At 34.8% G+C, this 24,301-nt stretch carries 22 protein-coding genes and 1 riboswitch; of the genes, 20 read left to right on the top strand and 2 right to left on the bottom strand.

The window, feature by feature from the left end; all coding sequences use genetic code 11:
• The first annotated feature begins 7 nt into the window (after positions 1 to 7).
• The 5 genes from KUA55_RS06755 to whiA all read left to right on the top strand — a co-directional run bounded on the left by KUA55_RS06755 (position 8) and on the right by whiA (position 4,904).
• Positions 8 to 1,264, top strand: coding sequence for a carboxylate--amine ligase (locus KUA55_RS06755; RefSeq protein ID WP_218325416.1), 1,257 nt, complete (start codon positions 8 to 10; stop codon positions 1,262 to 1,264).
• A gap of 2 nt (positions 1,265 to 1,266) precedes the next feature.
• Positions 1,267 to 1,980 (top strand): amino acid racemase, encoded by a 714-nt coding sequence (locus tag KUA55_RS06750; protein WP_218325415.1) that lies wholly within the window; start codon positions 1,267 to 1,269, stop codon positions 1,978 to 1,980.
• A gap of 90 nt (positions 1,981 to 2,070) precedes the next feature.
• Entirely contained in the window at positions 2,071 to 2,958 is an 888-nt protein-coding gene (rapZ, locus tag KUA55_RS06745) for an RNase adapter RapZ (protein ID WP_218325414.1), read from the top strand.
• Positions 2,955 to 3,953 (top strand): gluconeogenesis factor YvcK family protein, encoded by a 999-nt coding sequence (locus tag KUA55_RS06740; protein ID WP_218325413.1) that lies wholly within the window; start codon positions 2,955 to 2,957, stop codon positions 3,951 to 3,953. Before rapZ ends, KUA55_RS06740 begins: the two co-directional genes overlap by 4 nt.
• 15 nt (positions 3,954 to 3,968) lie before the next feature.
• Positions 3,969 to 4,904, top strand: coding sequence for a DNA-binding protein WhiA (gene whiA / locus KUA55_RS06735; protein ID WP_218325412.1), 936 nt, complete (start codon positions 3,969 to 3,971; stop codon positions 4,902 to 4,904).
• A gap of 38 nt (positions 4,905 to 4,942) precedes the next feature.
• Here the strand turns inward: whiA and KUA55_RS06730 are convergent, their stop codons facing one another.
• Positions 4,943 to 5,455 carry a thioredoxin domain-containing protein gene (locus KUA55_RS06730; protein WP_218325411.1) on the bottom strand — a complete coding sequence of 171 codons (513 nt, stop codon included), beginning with the start codon at positions 5,453 to 5,455 and terminating at the stop codon, positions 4,943 to 4,945.
• 199 nt (positions 5,456 to 5,654) lie between these two features.
• On the opposite strand from KUA55_RS06730, the gene cdaA reads away from it, so the two are divergent.
• The 6 genes from cdaA to thiD all read left to right on the top strand — a co-directional run bounded on the left by cdaA (position 5,655) and on the right by thiD (position 11,528).
• A complete protein-coding gene (cdaA, locus tag KUA55_RS06725) occupies positions 5,655 to 6,533 on the top strand; it encodes a diadenylate cyclase CdaA (protein WP_218325410.1) in 879 nt (292 codons plus the stop codon).
• Positions 6,533 to 7,630 (top strand): CdaR family protein, encoded by a 1,098-nt coding sequence (locus tag KUA55_RS06720; RefSeq protein ID WP_218325409.1) that lies wholly within the window; start codon positions 6,533 to 6,535, stop codon positions 7,628 to 7,630. The genes cdaA and KUA55_RS06720 overlap by 1 nt, the downstream gene beginning before the upstream one ends.
• Positions 7,631 to 7,652: 22 nt before the next feature.
• Positions 7,653 to 9,008: a phosphoglucosamine mutase gene (glmM, locus tag KUA55_RS06715; RefSeq protein WP_218325408.1), complete on the top strand. Its 1,356-nt coding sequence runs from the start codon at positions 7,653 to 7,655 to the stop codon at positions 9,006 to 9,008.
• 50 nt (positions 9,009 to 9,058) lie between these two features.
• Positions 9,059 to 9,147, top strand: a riboswitch (TPP riboswitch).
• 110 nt (positions 9,148 to 9,257) lie between these two features.
• Entirely contained in the window at positions 9,258 to 10,079 is an 822-nt protein-coding gene (gene thiM / locus KUA55_RS06710; protein WP_218325407.1) for a hydroxyethylthiazole kinase, read from the top strand.
• Positions 10,043 to 10,711 (top strand): thiamine phosphate synthase, encoded by a 669-nt coding sequence (thiE, locus tag KUA55_RS06705; RefSeq protein ID WP_246601409.1) that lies wholly within the window; start codon positions 10,043 to 10,045, stop codon positions 10,709 to 10,711. The genes thiM and thiE overlap by 37 nt, the downstream gene beginning before the upstream one ends.
• The gene (gene thiD / locus KUA55_RS06700; RefSeq protein WP_218325406.1) at positions 10,701 to 11,528 is read left to right on the top strand and encodes a bifunctional hydroxymethylpyrimidine kinase/phosphomethylpyrimidine kinase; all 828 of its coding nucleotides are present in this window, start codon (positions 10,701 to 10,703) and stop codon (positions 11,526 to 11,528) included. The genes thiE and thiD overlap by 11 nt, the downstream gene beginning before the upstream one ends.
• Positions 11,529 to 11,567: 39 nt before the next feature.
• Here the strand turns inward: thiD and glmS are convergent, their stop codons facing one another.
• The gene (glmS, locus tag KUA55_RS06695; protein ID WP_218325405.1) at positions 11,568 to 13,376 is read right to left on the bottom strand and encodes a glutamine--fructose-6-phosphate transaminase (isomerizing); all 1,809 of its coding nucleotides are present in this window, start codon (positions 13,374 to 13,376) and stop codon (positions 11,568 to 11,570) included.
• Between the two features lie 408 nt (positions 13,377 to 13,784).
• On the opposite strand from glmS, the gene KUA55_RS06690 reads away from it, so the two are divergent.
• The 9 genes from KUA55_RS06690 (at position 13,785) to clpX (ending at position 24,233) form a co-directional block, all read left to right on the top strand.
• Positions 13,785 to 14,069: a hypothetical protein gene (locus KUA55_RS06690; RefSeq protein WP_218325404.1), complete on the top strand. Its 285-nt coding sequence runs from the start codon at positions 13,785 to 13,787 to the stop codon at positions 14,067 to 14,069.
• Between the two features lie 17 nt (positions 14,070 to 14,086).
• A complete protein-coding gene (locus KUA55_RS06685) occupies positions 14,087 to 15,007 on the top strand; it encodes a tetratricopeptide repeat protein (RefSeq protein WP_218325403.1) in 921 nt (306 codons plus the stop codon).
• A 91-nt stretch (positions 15,008 to 15,098) separates the two neighbouring features.
• On the top strand, positions 15,099 to 16,382 hold the full coding sequence (tig, locus tag KUA55_RS06680) for a trigger factor (RefSeq protein ID WP_218325402.1): 1,284 nt from the start codon (positions 15,099 to 15,101) through the stop codon (positions 16,380 to 16,382).
• Positions 16,383 to 16,484: 102 nt separating this feature from the next.
• Positions 16,485 to 18,002 (top strand): glucosyltransferase domain-containing protein, encoded by a 1,518-nt coding sequence (locus KUA55_RS06675; RefSeq protein WP_218325401.1) that lies wholly within the window; start codon positions 16,485 to 16,487, stop codon positions 18,000 to 18,002.
• Positions 18,003 to 18,165: 163 nt separating this feature from the next.
• A complete protein-coding gene (locus KUA55_RS06670; protein ID WP_218325400.1) occupies positions 18,166 to 19,479 on the top strand; it encodes a GH25 family lysozyme in 1,314 nt (437 codons plus the stop codon).
• Between the two features lie 106 nt (positions 19,480 to 19,585).
• A complete protein-coding gene (locus KUA55_RS06665; protein ID WP_218325399.1) occupies positions 19,586 to 21,031 on the top strand; it encodes a DUF2142 domain-containing protein in 1,446 nt (481 codons plus the stop codon).
• A 78-nt stretch (positions 21,032 to 21,109) separates the two neighbouring features.
• The gene (locus KUA55_RS06660) at positions 21,110 to 22,270 is read left to right on the top strand and encodes an MFS transporter (RefSeq protein WP_218325398.1); all 1,161 of its coding nucleotides are present in this window, start codon (positions 21,110 to 21,112) and stop codon (positions 22,268 to 22,270) included.
• A 2-nt stretch (positions 22,271 to 22,272) separates the two neighbouring features.
• Positions 22,273 to 22,767: a GNAT family N-acetyltransferase gene (locus KUA55_RS06655; RefSeq protein WP_218325397.1), complete on the top strand. Its 495-nt coding sequence runs from the start codon at positions 22,273 to 22,275 to the stop codon at positions 22,765 to 22,767.
• Between the two features lie 218 nt (positions 22,768 to 22,985).
• Complete coding sequence (clpX, locus tag KUA55_RS06650; protein ID WP_218325396.1) at positions 22,986 to 24,233, top strand: ATP-dependent Clp protease ATP-binding subunit ClpX; 1,248 nt, start codon at positions 22,986 to 22,988, stop codon at positions 24,231 to 24,233.
• The last annotated feature ends 68 nt before the right edge of the window (positions 24,234 to 24,301 follow it).

The raw sequence follows: 24,301 nt of genomic DNA, 5'->3' as shown, positions 1-24,301 counted from the left end.
TAATCAAATGAATAAACAACAAAAATTTGTGCCGATTTTATTAGGTAGTGACATTAATGTTTATGGCATGGCACGGTCATTTCATGAAGCTTATGGTATTCATGTTGAAGCATATGCCGGCTTACAATTGGCGCCAACAAAATATAGCAAAATTGTAACGATTCATACAATTTCAGGATTCGCAAAAGATCCAGTTTTTATTGAAGAAATGCGTCGTTTAGCAAAAGAAAAATATAATGATTCCAATACGCGCTATTTGTTAATTGCATGTGGTGATGGTTATGCAGAACTCATTTCTCAACACAAAGATGAATTGTCCCAGTGGTATGTTTGTCCATACATTGAGTTTTCATTATTAGAGCGATTAATGAGTAAAGTTAGTTTCTATGATATTTGCGAGGAATATCATTTGCCTTATCCAAAAACTTTCATTATTACCAAAGATATGTTAGAAGATGGATTACTGACACAAGCGTTGCCATTTGATTTTCCGGTGGCTTTAAAACCAGCAGATAGTGTTGAATGGTTGTCAGTCGATTTTGAAGGACGAAAAAAAGCCTTTATTTTCGATAACCGTGATGAATTTGACGTTATTTTGAAACGAATTTATGAAAATGGTTATACCAGTGAAATGATTGCACAAGATTTTATTCCTGGTGATGACAGCAATATGCGGGTGTTGAATGCTTATGTGGATCAAAATCATAATGTTCGTATGATGTGCTTAGGTCATCCTTTGTTAGAAGATCCTTCTCCTGAAGCTGTCGGGAATTACGTAGCGATTTTACCGGAGTACAATGAAAAAATTTATCAAACGATTAAAAGCTTTCTAGAAAAAATAAATTATACTGGGTTTGCTAATTTTGACATGAAGTATGATTCTCGTGACGGGGAATATAAATTATTTGAAATTAATTTACGTCAGGGACGCAGTAGTTTTTTTGTTGTTTTGAATGGATTTAATCTTGCGCAGTATGTAACGGAAGATCGCATTTTTGAGATCCCTTTCCAACAAACTGACTACGGTATGGCGGAACCAGATAAAGCAGTTCTATGGATGGGTGTACCAAATGATGTGTTTACAAAGTACGCTAAAAACAACGAGGACAAAAAACTTGCTGAAAAATTATTAAAAGATAATCGTTGGGGAACTACTGTCTTTTATAAAGAGGACATGGGGCTACGTCGATGGGTACTGATGAAATATATGTTTTATAAATATAAAGGGCGTTTTGATGAATTCTTTAAAGAGAAAGAAGGATAAACTTGGAAAACTTTTTTAGTATTTTAGGAGGCATGGGAACGATGGCGACTGAAAGTTTCGTTCGCTTAATTAACCATCGGATCACTGCCCGTAAAGACCAAGATTATTTAAACTATGTATTATTTAATCACGCAACAGTACCAGACCGAACGGCTTTCATTCTGGATAACCAAAAAGCTGATCCGCGGATAAACTTATTAGATGATATCCGACAACAAAATTTATTGCAGCCAAATTTTATTGTTTTAACCTGTAATACGGCTCATTATTTTTATGAAGAATTACAAGCTGCAACAGAAATTCCATTACTTCATATGCCGAGAGAAGCTGCGAAAGCGTTACAAATGAAACAGCCAAATGGCGGAAAAGTCGCAATATTAGCAACTGAAGGAACCATGTACGCTGGTGTTTATCAAAAAGAATTGACGGATCTAGGTTTTGAAGTCATGAAACCAGATAAACAGTTACAGGAAAAGGTTAATCATTTGATTTACAAAGATGTAAAAGAAAATGATTATATCAATAGTGCCTTGTATTTAGAAATTTTGTCTGATGTCTTTGATCATTTAGGCTGTCACGAAGTTATTCTAGGCTGTACAGAATTGTCGTTAGTACAAGAAATGACAGCGGATGTCCCTTACTCAGTGACTGATGCCCAAAGTATCTTAGCAGATCGAACAATTGAGCGAGCACTGGCAGACAGATCTTCTCTTTAGGAGATCTGTTTTTTTAATGATCAAAATAGATAGTAATGATACGCCAGGAATGTTATACTTCTAAAGATGAGATGAAAGGATGTGATCGCTATGACGGATAATTTAAAATTAGTCATCATAACAGGAATGAGTGGTGCTGGAAAAACCGTTGCGATACAGAGTTTTGAAGATATGGGTTATTTTTGTGTAGACAATATGCCCCCTAGTTTGATACCAAAATTTTGGGAATTAATTAAAGAGAGTGGCAAAGTTACTAAAATAGCTTTAGTTGTAGATTTAAGATCCAGGGATTTCTTTGAAGAGATTCAAAATATGTTAATTGAAATTGAAAACACTGGCATGATTGATACCAGTACATTATTTTTAGATGCTTCAGATGCTGAATTAGTTTCACGCTATAAAGAAACCCGCAGAACCCATCCACTAGCGATGGAAGGATTAATTACAGAAGGTATTCGTAAAGAGCGGGCAATTTTAGAAGATTTAAAATTGCGGGCAACCATGGTAATTGATACTACAGATTTAACACCACGACAATTGAGAGAAAAAATAAATTTTGAATTTAAAACCAATACTGATTTAGGGTTTCATGTTGAAATGGTTTCTTTTGGCTTTAAGTATGGTTTACCAATTGATGCCGATATTGTAATGGATGTTCGTTTTTTACCAAACCCTCATTATATTCCGGAGTTACGGCCGCAAACAGGGTTAGATAAACCAGTCTATGATTATGTGATGAGCTTTCCGGAAACTGAATCTTTCTATCAGGATTTCTACCGTCTTTTAAAAAACATTATGCCGGGGTATATCAAAGAAGGGAAAAGTTCCTTAACGATTGCCATTGGTTGTACAGGTGGACAACACCGTTCGGTTGCTCTGAGCCAGAGAATTGGTCAAGCTTTAAGGGCGCTAGATTACAAAGTAAATATTACTCACCGTGATAAGGATAAGCGCAAAGAGACGGTGAATCGTTCATGAAATTAAAAACTTATCGGATTCGTAAACCTAAAATTGTTGTAATCGGTGGTGGCACTGGCTTACCGGTTATCTTGAAAAGTTTGAGAAATGAAAGTGCCGAAATATCAGCAGTTGTGACGGTGGCTGATGACGGTGGCAGTTCAGGTGAGTTACGAAATTCAATTGATATGGCCCCTCCAGGTGACTTAAGGAATGTTTTGGCTGCTCTATCTGATATGCCAAAATTGTATAATGATTTATTCCAATATCGATTTAACCAAGATGATAAATTTTTAGCCAATCATACGATTGGAAATTTGTTGATTGCTGCCTTATCAGAAATGCGTGGCAGCACTTATGAAGCTATTCAACTGTTAACTAATATGATGCATGTAGACGGGCACGTCTATCCTTCGTCAGAAGAACCTTTAGTGTTACACGCTGAGTTTACAGATGGAACGACCGCAGTTGGTGAGTCATCAATTGCCAAAGATCGCAAAACAATTCATCGAGTATATGTGACAGATAAAAATAATAAAACAGCAGAAAAAGCCTCTCGTAAAGTTGTTAAGGCTATTTTAGAAGCCGATATGGTTGTTTTGGGCCCAGGCTCTTTATTTACCAGTATTTTGCCCAATTTAGTCATTAAGGAAATTGGCGATGCGGTTAAAGAAACTGCTGCAGAAGTCGTTTATATCTGCAATATTATGACCCAACGAGGTGAAACGGAACATTTTAGTGATGCTGATCATGTGCGCGTTCTGCATGAACATCTAGATGCAAAATTTATCGATACAGTTTTAGTTAATACTGAAAAAGTCCCAGAAAATTATATGGATCCAGAAATTTATGATGAATATTTGGTTCAGGTGGTTCATGATTTCAATGGTTTAAGAGAAGAAGGCTGTCGGGTAGTTTCCACTGATTTCTTAAAATTAAGAAATGGTGGTGTTTTTCATGATGGCGAAAAAGTGGTGGAAGAACTATTTAGAATCGTTTTTGGTGCTAAAATTTAGTGAGGAGGCTAAGAAATGTCATTTGCAGCAGAAGTAAAAAAAGAATTGACGGGCTTAGCCGTTCAAAAAGAGGTTGCACAAGCTGAATTGGCCGCATTAATTCGAATGAATGGTTCGCTAAGTTTAAATAATCATCAATTTGTATTAAACATTCAGACAGAAAATGCTGCGATTGCGCGCCGAATATATACTTTATTAAAGGATCACTACAATGTTAAAAGTGAGCTTTTGGTTCGGCGAAAAATGAAGTTAAAAAAGAATAACGTTTATATTGTTCGCTTAAAACATGGCACACAAAATATTTTGGCTGATCTGAATATTATGGATGGTTATATGTTTCAGGCTCATATCGCTAAGGAAATTATTGATACGAATGAAAAAATTCGCGCTTATTTACGTGGGGCGTTTTTGGCTTCTGGATCCGTTAATAATCCGGAAACCAGTCGCTATCATTTGGAGATTTCATCAATTTATGAAGAGCATAATCAAGATATTTGTGATTTATTGAATCGTTTTGACCTTAATGCCCGAACTTTGGCACGAAGAAATGGGTATATTACTTATTTAAAAGGTGCCGAAAAAATTGCTGATTTTTTAACACTGATTGGCGCAACTAATTCTATGTTGAAATTTGAAGATATCCGAATTGTGCGAGATATGAGAAATTCAGTGAATCGTTTAGTTAATTGTGAAACGGCTAATATGAATAAAACCATTGACGCCGCTTCAAAGCAAATTGGCAATATCCAATTTATCGAAAATACGATTGGTTTGCAGGCTTTACCAGAAAAATTACAAGAAATCGCAGAGTTAAGATTGTTACATCCAGAAGTTAGTTTAAAGGAATTAGGTGAGATGATTCCTTCAGGATCAATATCTAAGTCTGGGATCAATCATCGCATTCGAAAAATCAATGAGTTTGCAGAAGAATTAAGAACTAAAATAAGCTAAAAATTCAGCTATACATTTTATTGTATAGCTGAATTTTTTTATAGATTTAAATAGTCGCGTAATTCAGCTTCACTAACTGATTCATCAAAAATCTTGTCTTCAACTAAAATAGTCGGTACAAATTTGATGTTTGCTTGTTCAGCCTCATTACGAATCTCTCTTTGAGTTCCTTCATTTGGTTGTTGCTCTAGTTTTAAAGTGTTCTCAGCAAAAGCTGCAACACCTTCCAAAGAAAGTTCACCCCAAGTATTTTGAGTAGCGTATGCTTGGCTAATTTGCTCTAGAGCAACCGGTGCATTTTTGATATATTCATGCATCACGTTTCCCCGTTGCAAACTTTCTTTGTCTTTATCCAATAATTTAATAATACGTTGGACTTTTCCTTCTTTTACCGCTGCATCTAACAATTCTCTGGATTCATCAAACCATTTTTTACAGTAGGGACAACGTAAATTCATAAATTCTACAATTCTTTTTGGTGCTTGATCAGAACCAATCTTGATTCCATTAAAGTCGTTGACTAGTTCACCTTTGATAACAGAAATATCCATTTATATTCCCTCCTTCCTCCATAGTGTACAGAAAATACCGTCAAAAACCTATAACTTTGTACTAAAAACTTACGAAAAATTTATTTTACCATAATAATTATTTTTTTCTCAAAGGCAGTATGATAGCGTTTAAAACACTACAAGATTCTACTTGCTATGTTATACTTGTAAAGAAATTGAATAGAAAGAGAGGTTCCTTATGCCAAATAGTTTAGTTGAATTATTTACAGCCGATTATTGGACAAGCTTCTTTTCTGAAAACCTTTCTACTTGGAACATCTTTGTAAACCTACTGGACATTCTTGTTGTATGGTTTTTAATATATAAATTGTTCCAATTGGTTCGCGGAACAAAAGCAGATCAATTAATTAAAGGTGTCGCTGTATTTATCGGAATCTGGATCGTAGCAGAATTAATCGGCTTACACACATTGTCTTGGCTGATGAATCATGTGATTACTTACGGTGTAATAGCTGCCATCGTGATTTTCCAACCAGAAGTTCGACGGGGGTTAGAACATCTAGGTCGGACGACACTTTTTAAAACAAGTAAAAAAGAAGCACGCGACGATGAAAGAATGATCATAGCTTTTGATAAAGCAATTCAGTACATGTCAAAAAGAAAAATCGGCGCACTGGTAACTATCCAAAGAAACACTGGTTTAGATGATTATATTGAAACGGGAATAGATCTTGATGCCGATATTTCTGGTGAATTACTAATCAATATTTTTATTCCAAATACACCATTGCATGACGGTGCTGTAATTATTAAGAACGGAAAAATTGCGGCAGCATCAGCTTATTTACCCTTGTCTGATAGTATGCTGATTCCAAAAGAGTTTGGGACCCGACATCGTGCAGCAGTCGGTATTAGTGAAGTAAGTGATGCGGTTACTTTTATCGTTTCTGAAGAAACAGGCGGAGTCAGTATTACCTTAAATAATGATTTATTACATGATTTGTCTCAAGAAGAATATTTAACAATATTAAAACGAGAACTAATTCCAGTAGCTGAAAAAGACAAGAAAACCTTATTGCAATCCTTTATCGATGGTTTTTCGAGAGGAGGTAAATAATGCGGTTGAAATTTAAAAAAGAAAATTTACCTATATTATTAATTTCATTAGCCTTTAGCTTAGTCCTTTTCTTTAATGTGAATAGCTCAAATGTTAATCGCTTTTTTTCTTCAGATGATACATATGAAGAAGTGATTCAAAATGTACCAGTAAATTTGGTTTATGATGACGATCAGTATTTTGTTCATGGTTATACCAGTACTGTAACTGTAAAATTGACTTCTGCTAATCGTATTCAACTGAATAAAGAAGTTGATGCAGACACTAGAGATTTTACAATTGAAGCAGACTTAGAAAGTTATCGTTCGGGAACGCATGAGGTACGTTTAAAGACTAAAAACTTACCAACCGCTGTTACGGCAACGATTGATCCAACAACTATTTCAGCGACAATTGAAAGAAGACAAACCAAAGAGTTTTCAATTACACCTTCTTTAAATGCAAATTCAACGGGAACTGATCTGACTGTTGACCAATTAACGATTGATCCTGGAAAAGTTGAAATTACTAGCGGACGAGATACAATGAAAGAGATTGATCGTGTTGTCGCTTCTGTTGATGGTAGCCAATTAACAAATGATGGAGATAAAGTAGAAGCGCAGGTACAAGCCTTGAATGTAAATGGTGAAGTTTTACCCATTGAATCAAATCCTCAAACGGTTAGCGTCACATATGATATGGCACAAATAACTAAATCAGTTGATTTATATCCGATTGAGGAAGGTACGCGACCAGATGGCATTGATGGTTATAATATTCAATTAACTCGGTCGACGGCCAACATTACTGGTGCTGAATCCTCAGTCGAAAATGTGACTAGAATTGGTGTGCCAATAAACATTGATGGTTTAGATCACGATACAACGAAAATGGTTGATATTCCAACTGATGGCTTTAGTGTTTCACCTAAAAGCGTCAGTGTTCAAATTACGATAAATCGAAATACGGAATCTAGTGATAATACAGAAGAGAACGCGGGGAGCTCTTCCAGTGTTCAAAATGAAGATCCAAATCAGCAGCAGCCAGAATCATCTGATTCAGGCAACCAAACTGGTACCGAAACGAGTCAATCTCAAACGGTCCAATCATCAAATTGAAAAGAGAGGAATTTAGGTTATTATGGGAAAATATTTTGGAACAGATGGGGTACGCGGTATCGCTAATAAGGAGCTAACGCCAGAGTTAGCTTTTAAATTAGGACGTTGCGGTGGGTACGTTTTGAGTCAGCATGAAGAAAGAGAAGGCAGACCGAGAGTTTTAGTTGGTAGAGATACTAGAATTTCTGGTCAATTATTAGAGATGGCTTTAATATCAGGTTTACTATCTGTAGGAATTGAAGTATTTCAATTAGGTGTTATTTCTACTCCAGGTGTGGCTTACTTAACAAGAACACAAAAGGCATCAGCTGGTGTCATGATCTCGGCTTCTCATAATCCTGCCGAAGACAATGGTATTAAATTCTTTGGGGGAGACGGTTTTAAATTAGTCGATGATCAGGAGGCTGAAATTGAAGCACTCCTAGATGCAAAGGAAGATTTATTACCACGCCCTTCTGCAGAAGGCTTGGGAACATTAGATGAATTCCATGAAGGTTTATTAAAATATTCTCAATTTTTGGTCCAAACGGTACCAAATGATTTATCAGGTATCACAGTTTGTATTGATGCTGCAAATGGCGCAACTTCAACTAGTGTTAACCGTTTGTTCGCTGATTTAGAAACTGATTTTTATACTATGGGTACTTCACCAAACGGATTAAATATTAATGATGGTGTTGGCTCAACTCATCCAGAAAAATTAGCTGAATTCGTTTTAGAAAAAGAAGCTGATGTCGGTCTAGCTTTTGATGGAGATGGCGATCGAGTAATTGCAGTGGATGAAAAAGGTCGGGTTATTGATGGCGATCAAATCATGTATATTTGTGCCAAATACTTATCCGAAAGAAAACGCTTGAAAAAAGATACTGTAGTAACAACTGTTATGAGCAATCTTGGTTTCCATAAATCTATCGAGGCTTTAGGTTTGAAAGATGTGATTACTGATGTTGGCGATCGCTATGTAGTTGAAGAAATGCGTAAAAATGATTACAACCTAGGTGGAGAGCAATCAGGCCATGTCTTATTTCTAGATTACAACACAACAGGTGATGGTATGTTAACAGGGATCCAATTGTTGAATATCATGAAACAGTCTGATAAAAAATTATCTGAATTGGCTGATGAAGTTACGATTTATCCGCAAAAACTAGTAAATATTCGAGTGAAGGATAAATACGGTGCGATGGACGTTCCAGCAATCAAAACAGTCATCGATGAAACAGAGGCTGAGATGAATGGAGATGGACGTATTTTAGTGCGTCCTTCTGGTACTGAACCTTTATTAAGAATCATGGCAGAAGCGCCAACGACTGAAAAAGTTGAGTATTATGTTGAAAAAATTGCGGCAGTTGTTCGTGCGGAAATAGGCTTAGATTAAAAAATACTAGTTATTTTTATAAGGCTATGTTAGAATTTTTTACAATTGAATAGAAACATTTGGGGTGCCCTAGGCTGAGATAATACCCATTGAACCTGAGACAGTTAGTACTGGTGCAGGGAAATGTCAATGATAGCAAAACCAATCCCAATCATTTTTTGATTGGGATTTTTTTGTAAAACTCTCTTTGCCTTTATCAACTGCAAAGAGAGTTTTTTTAAATAATAATAAAAAAAGGAGGAATTTAATTTGAAAGTTACAAAATTTGTCGAATCAGCTTTTCCTTTAACATCAGCACCATTAATTCAATGCATCACCAATGAGGTTACTTGTGAGTCGGTGGCTAACGCATTATTATATGTTGGCGCAAAACCGATTATGGCAGATGATCCACGAGAATTTAAATCGTTTTTAAACGTTAGTGATGGCTTATTGTTAAATCTAGGACATATTTCACCAACTCGTGAGCAAAACATAATATTAGCAGCTGAATATGCTCATGAAATTGATGTACCGATTGTTGTTGATTTGGTGGGGGCGGCTGCTAGTCCATTAAGAATTGAAATCACGAAAAGATTATTAAAAAATCAACCGACAGTTGTTAAAGGAAATATTTCAGAAATGCGTAGTTTGTGTGAATTAGGCTCCGAAGCAAGAGGGGTTGATGTAAATGTAAGCGAACAAACGTTAGAAAGTCTAAAGGAACTGCAAAATGGGATGATAAAATTGACGGATAAATACCCTGAAATAGTTTTCTTTGCTACTGGTGAAAAAGACTTAGTATGCCAAAATGGAACTTGTTTTCTATTGAGTAACGGTGTAGCTGAATTGGACTGTTTTACTGGAACTGGCGATATTGTTGGAGCTTTATGTTGTGCATTATTAGGAGAAGGGCTATCACCTGTAAAAGCAAGTGTAACGGCAATTACTTATTTTAATCTTGCTGGAGAAGTTGCTAAACTAAAGACAAAAGGACTAGCAAATTTTCGTCAAGGAACATTGAATCAACTTTCTTTATTATTTGAAGATAGTAAATGGTTGGAAAAAGCGAAAGGAGAGGTATTCAAATGATAGATTACTCCATATATTTAGTAACCGATTCGTCTGGTTTAACAGAAAAAAATTTTTTCAGAATAATCGAGCAAGCGTGCAAAAGTGGGGTTACTTTGCTGCAGTTAAGAGAAAAAGAATTAAGCACGCGTGATTTTTATCAGCGTGCCCTTAAAGTAAAGCAAATTACTGACCACTACAAAATTCCATTAATCATAAATGATCACCTAGATATTTGCTTGGCCGTTGATGCGGCGGGTTTACATATTGGCGATGATGAAATGCCCGTAGAAATTTGTCGGCAATTGATTGGAGATAAAATTTTAGGTGTCTCTGTTAAGAGCTTGGAAGCTGCTAACGAAGCTGAGGATGCGGGTGCTGATTATTTTGGTGTTGGAGCAATTTTTCCAACAGAAACAAAGGACACCTCATTGGTTGCAATCAATACTTTAAAAGAGATCACTGGATGCACACAGCTTCCTGTTGTAGCAATCGGAGGGATAAAAGAAAATAATTTAGAAGAATTGTCAGGTTCAAAAATTAATGGTGTAGCCATTGTCAGTGAAATTATGCAAAGTCCAAATATTGAAGCGAAAGTTTTAGCATTGAAAAATAAATTTAAAGATAATAAGGAGCAGGTAAATGGAAAATAGTACCCCTCAAGTAGTAACGATTGCTGGGTCAGATTCAGGTGGCGGTGCCGGTATTCAGGCAGATTTGAAAACCTTTCAAGCAAGAAAGACATTTGGTATGTCCATTATTGTTGCGTTAACAGCACAAAATACTTATGGTGTTCAAGATAGTATGTTGATTCCTAGTGTATTTATCGAAGAACAATTTCAATCTTTGGCTGCTGATTTCAAGATAGCCGCAGCGAAAACAGGTATGCTGGGAGATACAGAAAGAGTGTTAACTGTAGTAAAGCAATTAAAAAAAGTAGATTTTGGTCCGTTAATTGTTGATCCTGTGATGATTGCTAAAGGAGGTCATCCATTACTTACAGACGAAGCGGTAGGAACTATCATAGAAAATTTAATTCCGATTGCCACAGTAGTTACCCCAAATTTACCAGAAGCTGAGGTAATGATTGGACAAAAAATTGTGACCAATCGAGAAATAAAACAGGCTGCTAGAAAGATTCAAAAAATCGGTGCTCAAAACATTATTATTAAAGGCGGTCATAGTCAAAATAATGAAGCGGCTGATTATATCTTATTAGCTGATGGACAATCGTTTTGGCTAACTAGTCCACGAATTGATACGATCAGAACACACGGTACGGGAGATACATTTTCAGCTTGTGTTGCTGCAGAATTAGCTAAGGGAACTGATTTAATGGAAGCAATAAAAATTGGTAAAGCTTTTATTCATGGCGCAATTGAACAGCAAATACTTGTTGGACATGGTCACGGACCCACTAATCATTGGGCAAAATTAAGTCAAGAAATTCAAATACTAACTGACATTTAAAAAGCAGCCGACATTTTATTTTGTCGGCTGCTTGTAATTTTATTCAACTGTTACTGACTTAGCAAGGTTTCGAGGCTTGTCAACATCAAGTCCTCGTTCTAAGGTTGCGTAATAAGCAATTAATTGTCCAGGAATAACTGATACTAGCGGACGTAATAATGGGTGAACCACTGGCAAAATAATTTGATCACCTGATTTACTTAATTCCTCAGAGACAATAACTAAGGTGTGCGCACCGCGACTTTCAACTTCTCGCAGATTGCCACGCGTATGTGGAGCAGTTATCGGATCAGTAATAATTCCCATAACCGGTGTTCCTTCTTCAACTAAGGCAATTGTCCCATGTTTTAATTCACCGGCTGCAAATCCTTCTGCTTGGATATAAGAAATTTCTTTTAGTTTTAAAGCAACTTCCATCGAAACATAATAATCCTCAGCGCGACCAATATAAAAAGCATTGCGCGTCGTAGCTAAGTAATCAGCTGCGATTTCTTGAATCATAGCTTTTTCAGAAATCATAACATCCATACCATTGGCTGCAATTCCTAATTCTTGCACCAAATCAAAATCTTGTGCTTCAGCAATTTCTTTTGCTTCACCTAACGCTTTAGATAAGATAGTTAATGCTGCGATTTGAGCGGTATACGCTTTAGTTGAAGCAACAGCAATTTCAGGTCCTGCGTGTAAAAGCATCGTGTAATCAGCTTCACGTGATAAAGTTGAGCCAGGAACATTGGTCACTGTTAGAGAAGGATAACCTAATTCATTTGTTTTAACTAAAACTTGACGACTATCAGCAGTTTCACCACTTTGTGTTAAGTAAATGAAGAAAGGTCGTTCTGAAAGTAGTGGCATATTGTAGCCAAACTCGCTAGATAAATGAACTTCTACCGGGATACGAGTTAATTGTTCAATGACTTGTTTGCTGGCATGACCGGCGTTGTTACTTGTACCAGCCGCAACAATATAAATCCGGTCACTTGCTAGTAGACTATCTAATAAATCTTGTTCTACCACGACTTGACCATTTTCATCAGTATATTCACCAATCATTCGACGCATTGTTGCAGGTTGTTCATCAATTTCTTTTAACATGTAATAAGGGTAAGTTCCTTTTTCCATATCTGCTAAATCGATTTTTGCAGTATAAGGTTCCCGTGCAATTTGATTGCCTGCGTAATCTTCAATTGATACAGCATCTTTGGTTACAATGACCATTTCACCATCGTTGATTTCTAAAAACTGATTGGTCTGTTCTAACATTGCCATTGCATCGGAACATACCACATTAAAACCATCTGCTAAACCGATTAGTAAAGGACTTTTATTTTTTGCGACATATATTGTTTCCCGGTCATTTTTATCGACTAAACCAAAAGCATAGGAACCATGAATTTCTTTTAAGGCTTTTTGGAAGGCTGCTTTTGTAGTTAATCCTTGTTCAACAAAGTATTCCACTAGATGAACAGCAATTTCAGTATCTGTTTCTCCATAAAAAGTGTCTTCAGCTAAAAAATTTGCTTTTAAATCATCATAATTTTCAATTACACCATTGTGAACCAAGACAAAACGTCCACTCTGAGAAGTATGAGGATGGGCATTTAACTCTGTTGGTTCACCATGTGTTGCCCAGCGAGTATGCCCAATTCCGATATTACCTTGAACGTCTTCTCCAATTTTTGCTTCTAAATCAGCAATACGTCCGCGAGATTTTACTAAATAATCGTTTGCCTCATCAGCGACGAAAATGCCTGCCGAGTCATAGCCACGATATTCTAATTTTTCTAAGCCGTTTTCTAAAATTTTAGTTGCGTTGTTATTTCCTACGATTCCTACGATTCCACACATAATGTTTTTCCTACTTTCATCACAATATATGTTTCCGAGCTAATTAAATGCGTCTTTGTTCTTTTCCTGTTAAAAAGTTTTTATCGCATTTTGTAGAGCTTAGCAACCCTGAAGCCATCCGCCGAATCTTTCGATAAGCTTCTTCCTCGTCACCTTGTAAAGGCCTGGCGCTATCTTATTGGTCTATCTAATAAAGATTTAATTCATTGCTGCCGGAAACATTGATAAATATAAACTATAATCATAAAAGTGTCAAATACTTATTTTGATTATTTTTTAATTGGTATAGATGAGATTGTGAAAGAACTTTCCAAATTATGTCAGGTATTAACTAAATTTAAGAGAAAAATCTCCAATTATTCGATGGAATCAGTTAAAATAAAATGAATCAATCAATAGGAGGTTGTCATGGAAATTGAAAATTTAACCATTGGAGAGCTAAAAAAATTTTTGGCGGAATTAGAAAATAAAGATGGCATAAATGATGAAACAAAAATTTTTTTAGATACTGGCTGGGATAGCATACAAGAAATTTCACCAAATGCTTTAAGTATAGAAGAAACAAAAATTTTTGAGATAGAAGATCCTTTAAATCATGAAGTTTTTACGGGACACTCGTTAGTAGAAAAAGCTGAAAAAATGAATGCCAAGGGGCCAATTGAAAAAGTTTTAATCATTCGGAATTTATATTAATGAAAGGAGAGGGTAGGTTGTCAGAAATACAATTTCCTAAAAATTTTGAATTTTATTGTAAAGCTGGACACTTGGCTTTAGAAAATAGTGATATGAATCAAGCATTCTCATCTTTTGAAAAGGCTTATAAAATAAATAAAGATCCGTTAGTAAATTTTATGTTATCGACGATTTCATCTCAAAAAGGTAATATTGAACTTGCCATCCAATATGCAGAGGAAATGTTAGATAATTATTTGATTGATTATCAGCGCTTTGAGTATTTTTTACAGTTGTTACTATTAAATTATCAATTTGAAAAAGCCCGAGCTTGGGTCTGGCAGGGATATAAGCAGCAATTGATTACTAAAGAGCAAGTCAATGACTTTTCTTATGTAATAGATGAGCAAGCTCAAATGTTTCCAGAAGAATGTACTGATGATCAACTATACAGCTTGGATGAATTGCTGGAAGAATTAAAGGCTCCGGTACTTGTTCAAATAGAAACAATAAAGAAAAGCGAGAACTTATCTTTGGCTGATTTAATCGAACTAGGCAAACAAATTTTATCTGAGGATAAAGTTACTTTGTTGGCTAGAAATTATTTATTCGAAGAATTGTCGAAAAATGAAGTTGATCAAGTCTTTGATTATCTCGATTTGAATGATCAAATAATAGAATTAAATCCAAAAACAATTGGTACTGATCTGAGAGATCAGTTAATGAATGATATTATTGCGAGCTTAGCTGAGAAATTGGAGCATCAAGATCCATACCTGCTACAAAATTTAATTGAGGAAGTTTATGTGGAGCAAGCATTACTTTATCCTTTACAGGTGTTTTATTCAGACACTGCCGAATGGGTAAACAGCTATTTATCGTCAGATAAAAATGATGACTCAGAAATCAAAAAAATACGAGAAAAATTAAAAAAATGGCAAAGCTTTTATCAGAGTTAAAGAGTTGAGAACTAAGCTTTATATTTACAATTTTTATTCAGTAGTGTAAACTTAACAAGTATGCAAATTTTAATATTCGGAGGGAAATCAAGTGACTGTAAATTTCGAAAAAACTGGCACCAATGAAGGTGTAGTAACTTTTTCAATCGCGAGACCAGAAATTGAAAAAGGATTAACAAATGCTTTTAATAAAGTCAAAAAAAATCTAAACGTACCGGGCTTCCGTAAAGGAAAAGTTTCTCGTCAAATGTTCAACCAAATGTATGGTGAAGAAGCACTTTATGAAGATGCGTTAAATGATATTTTACCTGTAGCTTATGAAGCAGCAATCAAAGAGTCTGGTGTTGAACCAGTTTCACAACCTAATATCGATGTGGATAGCATGGAAAAAGGACAAGATTGGGTAATTAAAGCGACTGTAACTGTCAAACCTGAAGTAAAACTTGGCGAATACAAAAGCTTAGAAGTACCAAAACAAGAAACAGAAGTAACAGAAGATGATGTGGACGCACGTATCAAACGTGAACAAGAAGCACAAGCTGAATTAGTGATTAAAGAAGATGCCGCTGCTGAAAATGGCGACACTGTAGTCATTGACTTTGAAGGTTTTGTTGGTGAAGAAGCGTTTGATGGCGGAAAAGGTGAAAACTATAGTCTTGAATTAGGTTCTGGTTCATTTATCCCAGGCTTTGAAGAACAATTAGTAGGTCACAAAGCTGATGATAGCCTAGACGTAACTGTTACTTTCCCAGAAGATTATCAATCAGAAGACTTAGCTGGTAAAGAAGCAGTCTTCAAAGTAACTGTTCATGAAGTAAAAGGAAAAGAATTACCTGAACTAGATGATGATTTTGCTAAAGACGTTGATGAAGAAGTTAATTCATTAGACGAATTAAAAACAAAATATCGTGAAGAATTAACAGAACAAAAAGCTGCTGCTGCGAAAGAAGCAAAAGAAGAAGCTGCCATTAAAGCAGCTGTCGAAAATGCTGAAATCGTTGAATTGCCATACGTGATGGTTCACGATGAAGTTCACCGTTCAATGGACGAGTTTCTTAACAACATGCAACGTCAAGGTATTTCTCCAGAAATGTATTATCAACTAACTGGTTCAACTGAAGCAGATTTACACACACAATTTGAAGCAGAAGCTGAAAACCGTGTGAAAACAAACTTAGTAATGGAAGCTATTGTTGCTGCCGAAAACTTCACAGTTGAACAAAGCGAACTTGATGAAGAAATTAAATCTTTAGCTGAAATGTACCAAATGCCTGAAGATCAAATCCGCAATGTTTTAACTGAAGATATGTTAGAACATGATATTAAAATTAAAAAAGCAGTTGAATTAGTAACAGAATCTGCTGTTGAAAAATAATTCTTAATTAAAAGAAAAATAAGCAAGTAGTGTGAGCAGTTATTATGCACTACTTGTTTGTTTTTATGTAAGGGAACAGATTGATAATTAAGGGGGAAACAAATGATACTAAGTGAGTTGGGTCGTTTAAAAGCTTTTGGGAAAAACAATAAAGCGCTAATTTTACTTACATACTTAGTGATATTGGTGTCTTTTGGAGCGAAAATATTTTATTATAATTTTTCAATTGATACGGAAGAGTTTATGTTGTTGGCACCTATGAATGGGTTCATACAATGGGCAGAAATGGGTCGATACGGACTTTATTTTTTGAAACGTTTTATTTCAGGTTATACGATTAATGTGTTTTTAATTAATATTTTAACTTATTTAATATTGGGACTTATGTCAATTTTATTTTCTTACATCTTGGATCGCATATATCAAAGCCGTCAAAAAGGAAGTTGGATTATTCCCGCAACATTTGTTTCATCGGCTATTTTATTGGAACAGTATAATTTTATTTTGCAAAGTTTTGAAGTAGCTTTATCAAATCTATGTGTCATATTATCTGTTTATTTTTTCTACTTATTTATGTCAGAGAAAAAGAAACTATTTTTGGCAATTAATATTATTCTAGGTGTGTGTGCTTTTTCAGTGTATCCATCTAATTGGATTACGTTTGTAGTTGTTACAATTATTATGATTATCGCAATAGTGGATAGTTCTGAAAAAAGAATTTCTCTAAAAGACGGTTTATTATTAATTGCGTCATATATAGGGTCTTTTTTAGTCATATTTATTATGAATCAACTGATGTATAATCTTACTTTATTTTTATTAGGCACTCAAAAAAATCCTTATGTAGAGTCAGTTATTTTATGGGGGAAATTGCCAGTTTCAGAAATTTTTTCAAGTATTATTAATAATACTTATTCTCTTTACAGTGGTGCGCAATCAATTTATTTTGGTAAGCTAATGGTCTTAGTTGTAATCGTATCTTACTTAGCTTTATTTTTTGCTAAGAAAAATCGGATCTGGTTATTCTTATTGTTAAGTTCATTATATTTCGCCATTCATTCAAGTATCTTTATCTTTGGATCAATTGGCCCTATCCGATCTCTAGTACCATATTATCCATTGGCTGTTGGCTATGTCTATTTTTATATTTATAATAAACTGAATTTAAAATATGTAAAAACTATAGTAGCAATTATCATTGTCATAATTTCATTTAAGCAAATGAAGCAATCGGCTTATTTGGCGAATCAAGAAAATATCATTTATACTGAAGCGTCAAGGTTTAATCAACAACTTAGAAGTAAAATTAATACTCTAGATATCAAAGGGAGTTATTTAGATTACAAACTAGCAATTTTTGGACAAAAACAATTTCCTATCTCTAGAGGATTAATGATGGGAGATGTATTAGGTCATAGTTTTTATAATTGGGATGTGAACAGTCCCGTTGGTGTGAGTCATCGCGTAGCAAACTTCTTTGATATCACAGGAACGCCAATTAAAAGAGTTTCAGAGGAAGAATATCAAGAAATTTTACCTGACTTTAATGATATGGGGGTCTTTCCTGAAGAGGATTCAGTGAAAATCGAAGGCGATATTATTATGGTTCGAGTAAGTTAACTAAAAAAATCAAAATCCAGATACTTCATTGGATTTTGATTTTTTTTGTTATAAATAGTGATGTAACCAAATTGTAAAAATAAAGATAAATAGTTTTGTTCATATCATTAGTCTTTTTTGGTAAACTGAGACTAGGTTAAAATGTTTACCAAAGGAGATTATAATGAAAAAAAAATGGATAGGTTTAAGTTTAATGTCAATGATGGCTTTAAACATTGCTTCACCAGCTTTGGCTGAAGAAGTAAGTACATCTGAAGAAAATAATTCTGTTACAGCATCAGCTGAACAGGATCAAGATAATCAAGAATCAGTAAACCCAGCTTCATTGATTGGTGAAGATGGCAGTCTTTACATGGCGCCAAGCGGACGATCTGATTTGCTTCCACAAGTTCTTTCAGCTACGACTCGAGCAACTTTACCATCGGTTGCTGCGACTGATAATAATACACCATCAAAAAGTTTTATTGATGTTTCTTCACATAATGGAACAATTTCAGTGGATCAATATCGTTCTATGATGGCTTACGGTGTAACAGGCGTAACTGTCAAGTTAACTGAAGCGACTTCTTATCGTAATCCATATGCAAAATCACAGATTGATAATGCCAAAGCAGCTGGTTTACTTGTATCAACTTACCACTATAGCTGGTTCACAAGTGATGCTGCTGCTGCCGCAGAAGCAGATTATTATGCGCAATTTGCAAATGAATTAGGTTTAGATAAGAGCACTGTAATGATTAATGATATGGAAGAACCCAATATTGCCGGTAAAGGAGACCATACGGCCAATTCAATTGCTTTTGCTAACCGCTTAAAACAGTTAGGCTTTAACAATACCAAACATTATATTGGCTTATACTGGCTAACTTCTGGACGTGTGAATGGTCAAAGTATTGGTGAGAAAAATATTTGGGTAGCTGCGTATCCTTACACTCTGACTACAACAAATTATTATACGCAATATGGTGCATGGCAATGGTCTTCTCAATTAGGTTTCCCCAACGTTTCCGGTAGATTCGACATTTCTGCAGATTATATTGGTGATTACAGTATGCCTCTTGATCTTGAGAGCCCTGAAGGCACAACAGCAATGTATAGAATGTATAATACTAACAGTGGTGAACATTTCTATACTTCAAACGGCGCAGAAAGAAACTCCTTAATTCTAGCTGGCTGGAATTATGAAGGCCGCGGCTGGAATGCACCGAATGAAGGTGAGAATGTGTACCGTTTGTATAATGCTAACGCTGGAGATCATCATTATACAAAGTCTGCGGCTGAACGTGACAATTTAGTTGCTCAAGGATGGAAAGATGAAGGGATTTCTTGGCGCTCTGGTGGAGAAACTGCTTTACATCGTCTGTATAATAAAAACGCCAAAGCAGGAGCCCATCATTATACATTAGATACAAATGAACGTGACCACTTAGTTTCAAATGGCTGGAATTATGAAGGTATCGGTTGGTACGGTAATTAAAAAATAGTAAACCATCAGTTTTCAGCTGGTGGTTTTTCATTTGTTGGTGTTATAAAAACTAGTATAATCTTTTTATTATTTAAAGATTCTAAAGGAGCGATTAATTATGTTAGGACAAATCGCAAAGAAAATAAAAAATGTTCATATAGCTGTTTTCGTATTCATTCTTTTCTCAATCATTTTCGGAGGTTCTTTTGTGAAATTCATTCCTCCTTTACAGGCACCAGATGAATTGGGCCATTATTTAAAAGCTGATGCGCTTTCCCGAGGCGAAGTGGTTCCAGTAATTTATAATAAAAATAATGTTGAGAATGAAAATGCCAAGTCGTGGAATGAATTTGGTTTTTATGCCTCAAAAGGAGTAGAAAAAATTGTTAAACTATCTTTCACGGTAGGAAATTATCCGGAAAATAAATTTGATTACCAGAAAGCTGAGGAAGACAATTATCCTTCCTCAGGTAAAGTTTTTTTACCAACAGGTGGTATAACAAATTATTCGATTATTAATTTCATTCCTCAAACATTGGGGATTCTTTTTGGAAAAGTACTTAACACTTCTCCTTTAGCGCAATATTATTTGGCAAGGGCATTTAATTTAGTATGCTATATTGTCTTGATAGCAATTGCAATTAGTCTGTTTCCTTTTTCTAAATGGGCAGCGGCAATAATTGGATTAAATCCATTGGCTATTTTTCTTGCTGCATCCACTTCAGGAGATGGTTTAACAAATGGCGTTGCGCTTTTATTTTCAGCTTATGTTTTAAGATTGGCAGCCAAAAAGCAATTGACAGAAGAAATAGAAGAATCGTCTAATAGGCTTTCATCAAAAAAAATCATGATAGCAGGTCTACTATTAATTATTGCTGTCACTATGAAACCAACGAATATAGTATTAGGTTTGTTATTCTTTTTAATACCTAACAAAGATATGAATATCCGCCGTAAAGTTGTTTGGGGAAGTGTTATTCTTGCCTTATCTATAGGGCTTTATCTTTTATGGAATTCTTTGATGGTGGATCAACAGATTCTTTATCGGGATTTTGCTAATCCTAATCTACAATTACGTCATTTTTTAAGTAATCCAGGTATTTTCTTTAACAATTTAATCAAAAATTTTATTTTCGGAAATAAAGGTAATTATATTTTACTATCCTACATGGGTAATTTTGGGTGGTTGAACACACCTATTGGTTGGCATTGGGCAATCCTGTATTATAGTTTATTGATAGTTTCAGCCTTCTTACCTAATCAAAAAGCAATATTTTTTAGATGGCCTAAAAAGCTTGTTCTAGGAGTAGCGTTAATTTTGTTTACACTCTTAACTTTCTTTGCTTTATATCAAATCTGGAACCCAGTAGATACTAAAAAAGCTATTCAAGGGGTACAGGGGCGCTATTTTATTCCGATAAGTTTTGTATTTATTCCACTTTTTTCAACAAAAGAAGGAACGATAAATGTAGCCCAAAATAAAATTTTGATTGTTATTGGTAGTATTTTAGTGATACTGTGGCTAGCAGTTTTACGAATCTTAGCGGTAAGATATGGTTTTTAAAAAGTTAGGTGGCTTTGGCTGCCTTTTTTTGGTTATAATTGAAATATAAAAAGTTTAAAATGGAAGTTGGTTGTGTAGATGGTAACAAAGAAAAACTTTTTACTGAAAATAGGAATCCTATCAGTTTCTCTGATACTGGTTTCGTCTTTATCCATTTCCCCAGCGATCCCCGCGATTGAAGGTTATTTTGATCATATCTCTGCTTCATCAATTGAACTGATGACTACTGTACCATCTTTTTCAGTGATGATTATGGTCTTACTAAGCAGTTTTATTTCCAACAAAATTGGTGAAAAAGTGACTGTCATTTTGGGACTAAGTCTAGTTTTAGTGGCGGGAGTGTTACCTTTTTTTCTAAATGATTTCTCTGCCGTTTTCCTTTCGCGAATTATTTTAGGTGTGGGTCTTGGTCTGATTAATTCTTTAGCTGTCAGTCTAATCTCAATCAACTTCAAAGGAAAAGAAAGTGCCTATCTAATGGGGCTACGTAGCGCATTTGAAAGTGGTGGGCAAGCCATTTTAACTTTTTTGGCTGGTCAATTAATTTTATTCAATTGGCAAAGTGTCTTTTTAATTTATTTATTGGCTTTGCCGATTTTGTTACTATTTATGTTTTCCTATCCTGATAATAAGAAAAAAGATTCAGATGTTGAAATTGATAATAGAAAGCAATCAGTCAATTTTTACGTGATTTTGATTGCTGTTTTTTTAGTTGTTATTGTAGGTGCTCAAACGGCTATTATTATTCGCATTTCGGGTATTGTCACTAGTTTTAACTTTGGGAATATGGTTGATGCGAGTCGGGTACAGACATTGATGACTGTAGCGGGAATGATTTTAGGTGTTTTTTTTGGTCGTATTTTTATCTCAATTCGTTACTTCACAGCGTCACTTGGTTTAATTATGATGACCATGGCTCATTTTTTAGTCTATAGTGCCAATAGTTTAATGGTTATTACTGTTGGTGCAGTTTTAGCAGGTGCGGCATATCCACTATTGATTTCTTTAATGTTTCATTTGGTTTCAGAAGTTTGTCGATCAGGTTCAGAGACACTCTGTATGTCAGTTGCATTAGTCGGATGTAATTTAGGGGGATCGTCGGCACCTTATTTCCTAAAGTTGATTGCTTTGATTACCGGATCAAAAGCAATTAATCAGCCTTTTTTAAGTTTTACATTCTTGTTTGCGGTATTAACAATTCTAAGTTGGTTTTTTTGCAGAAAAAGGAGTTTAAAATAAAAATGATATCTTTTAAATTAGTTGAAAATGAAGATTTAGTAATGATAGAAGAGTGGTTAAATTACGAACACGTGAAAAAATGGTATGAAATACCAGAACTAAATGTATCGATTGACGATTGGTTAATGGAACTTAGGCAAAGAGAAGAGCAGTTTAATTGGCTTACTCACTTGATTGTTTTTTGGGATAATCAACCTTTTGGATTTTGCCTATATTACAAAGCTAGTGATAGTCATGGTGAAGATTTTGCGGACATCTGTTTAGATGGAACTTATGGTATTGATTATTTGATTGGAGATCCTGCTTTTTTAGGAAAAGGCTACGGTAAAAAAATGATTCTTTGTTTGATAGAAAAAATTTTACGTTTAAAGAATGCAAAACGAATTACAGCTGAAATTGATCCATCAAATATAGCTTCAAGAAATGTTTTATTGTCTTGTGGATTTCACTTAATAGGAGAATCAAACAATCGTTATCTATTAGAAAAAGAATTATGAAATATTAATTTTAAGATTAAATTGAAAGTAGTTTTTTCTGAATAAAAGTGAGCTTTAACGGATCGAAAAAAATATTCTACTAAAATAATAATCTTTTGATTTTTTTCTTAATAAAAGAGTAAATAGAATCAGCAATGATTGTCTTTTAGCACCTTTATGTTATGATAGTGAAAGACTGCAAAGATTATTTGTAGTAATCGAATCAAGAGGTGAAGGCCATGTATGAAAGTACTGACTCGGGTGAAACGGTCCGCTGTTCTTTTTGCGGAAAAACCCAAGAAGAAGTAAAAAAAATTGTCGCAGGTCCTGGCGTTTATATTTGTAATGAATGTATTGATCTTTGTAAAGAAATTATTGATGAAGAATTTCATGAAGAAGCGCTTCGTGAATTTATTGATGTTCCAAAACCCAAAGAATTATTGGACATTTTAAATCAATATGTAATTGGACAAGATCGCGCAAAACGGGCATTATCAGTTGCTGTATATAATCACTATAAAAGAGTAAATACGGATACTGAGAATAAAGACGAAGTTGAATTACAAAAAAGTAATATTTGTCTGATTGGACCAACTGGTTCTGGTAAAACTTTCTTGGCACAAACGTTGGCACGTTCATTAAATGTACCGTTTGCGATTGCTGATGCCACAAGTTTGACTGAAGCTGGTTATGTTGGTGAAGACGTAGAAAATATCTTGCTTAAGTTATTACAATCGGCTGACTATAATGTTGAACGAGCTGAAAAAGGCATCATCTATATCGACGAAATTGATAAAATTACACGTAAAAGTGAAAATGTCTCTATCACTAGAGATGTTTCTGGTGAAGGTGTACAACAAGCCTTATTAAAAATCTTAGAAGGTACGGTTGCTAGTGTACCACCACAAGGCGGGCGCAAACATCCTCATCAAGAATTTATTCAAATTGACACAACCAATATTTTATTTATTGTTGGTGGTGCTTTTGATGGTATCGAAGCAATTGTTAAAAATCGTTTAGGTGAAAAAACAATCGGCTTTGGTAGCAACAATAAAAAATTAGATGAAAATGCTAGCATGATGCAGCAAATTATTCCTGAAGATTTATTAAAATTTGGTTTAATTCCCGAATTTATTGGTCGTTTGCCTGTGACAACGGCATTAGAAAAATTAACGACTGAAGATTTGGTCAGAATTTTAACGGAACCAAAAAATGCTTTAGTGAAACAATATCAAAAACTATTGTCTTACGATGACACAGAGTTAGAATTTGAACCTTTAGCCTTGGATGCAATCGCAGATAAGGCCATTGCACGAAATACTGGGGCACGGGGATTACGTTCAATCATTGAAGACATTATGATGGATATTATGTTTGATATTCCTTCTGATGAAAACATCAAAAAAGTGATTATCACTAAAGATGCTGTTGAAGGAAACGGAAAACCAATCGTTGAATATCATAGCGATAATAAAAAAGCAGGTTAAAAAAAACAGCGTGGCAGATATTTTATATCCAGCCACGCTATTTTTTTGAAAATATCCATGTTAAAATG

The sequence above is a fragment of the Enterococcus alishanensis genome (assembly GCF_019218635.1).
GTDB classification, from domain to species: Bacteria; Bacillota; Bacilli; order Lactobacillales; family Enterococcaceae; genus Enterococcus_A; species Enterococcus_A alishanensis.
This window is presented reverse-complemented; position numbering and strand designations above follow the sequence as displayed.

What these genes read in the sequence shown, in the direction of transcription:
- KUA55_RS06755 (WP_218325416.1), top strand. Translation starts at nt 8, where the DNA reads ATGAATAAACAACAAAAATTTGTGCCGATTTTATTAGGTAGTGACATT.
- rapZ (WP_218325414.1), top strand. Translation starts at nt 2,071, where the DNA reads ATGACGGATAATTTAAAATTAGTCATCATAACAGGAATGAGTGGTGCT.
- KUA55_RS06740 (WP_218325413.1), top strand. Translation starts at nt 2,955, where the DNA reads ATGAAATTAAAAACTTATCGGATTCGTAAACCTAAAATTGTTGTAATC.
- whiA (WP_218325412.1), top strand. Translation starts at nt 3,969, where the DNA reads ATGTCATTTGCAGCAGAAGTAAAAAAAGAATTGACGGGCTTAGCCGTT.
- KUA55_RS06730 (WP_218325411.1), bottom strand. Translation starts at nt 5,455, where the DNA reads ATGGATATTTCTGTTATCAAAGGTGAACTAGTCAACGACTTTAATGGA.
- cdaA (WP_218325410.1), top strand. Translation starts at nt 5,655, where the DNA reads ATGCCAAATAGTTTAGTTGAATTATTTACAGCCGATTATTGGACAAGC.
- KUA55_RS06720 (WP_218325409.1), top strand. Translation starts at nt 6,533, where the DNA reads ATGCGGTTGAAATTTAAAAAAGAAAATTTACCTATATTATTAATTTCA.
- glmM (WP_218325408.1), top strand. Translation starts at nt 7,653, where the DNA reads ATGGGAAAATATTTTGGAACAGATGGGGTACGCGGTATCGCTAATAAG.
- thiE (WP_246601409.1), top strand. Translation starts at nt 10,043, where the DNA reads ATGGTTGGAAAAAGCGAAAGGAGAGGTATTCAAATGATAGATTACTCC.
- thiD (WP_218325406.1), top strand. Translation starts at nt 10,701, where the DNA reads ATGGAAAATAGTACCCCTCAAGTAGTAACGATTGCTGGGTCAGATTCA.
- glmS (WP_218325405.1), bottom strand. Translation starts at nt 13,376, where the DNA reads ATGTGTGGAATCGTAGGAATCGTAGGAAATAACAACGCAACTAAAATT.
- KUA55_RS06690 (WP_218325404.1), top strand. Translation starts at nt 13,785, where the DNA reads ATGGAAATTGAAAATTTAACCATTGGAGAGCTAAAAAAATTTTTGGCG.
- KUA55_RS06675 (WP_218325401.1), top strand. Translation starts at nt 16,485, where the DNA reads ATGATACTAAGTGAGTTGGGTCGTTTAAAAGCTTTTGGGAAAAACAAT.
- KUA55_RS06670 (WP_218325400.1), top strand. Translation starts at nt 18,166, where the DNA reads ATGAAAAAAAAATGGATAGGTTTAAGTTTAATGTCAATGATGGCTTTA.
- KUA55_RS06665 (WP_218325399.1), top strand. Translation starts at nt 19,586, where the DNA reads ATGTTAGGACAAATCGCAAAGAAAATAAAAAATGTTCATATAGCTGTT.
- KUA55_RS06660 (WP_218325398.1), top strand. Translation starts at nt 21,110, where the DNA reads ATGGTAACAAAGAAAAACTTTTTACTGAAAATAGGAATCCTATCAGTT.
- KUA55_RS06655 (WP_218325397.1), top strand. Translation starts at nt 22,273, where the DNA reads ATGATATCTTTTAAATTAGTTGAAAATGAAGATTTAGTAATGATAGAA.
- clpX (WP_218325396.1), top strand. Translation starts at nt 22,986, where the DNA reads ATGTATGAAAGTACTGACTCGGGTGAAACGGTCCGCTGTTCTTTTTGC.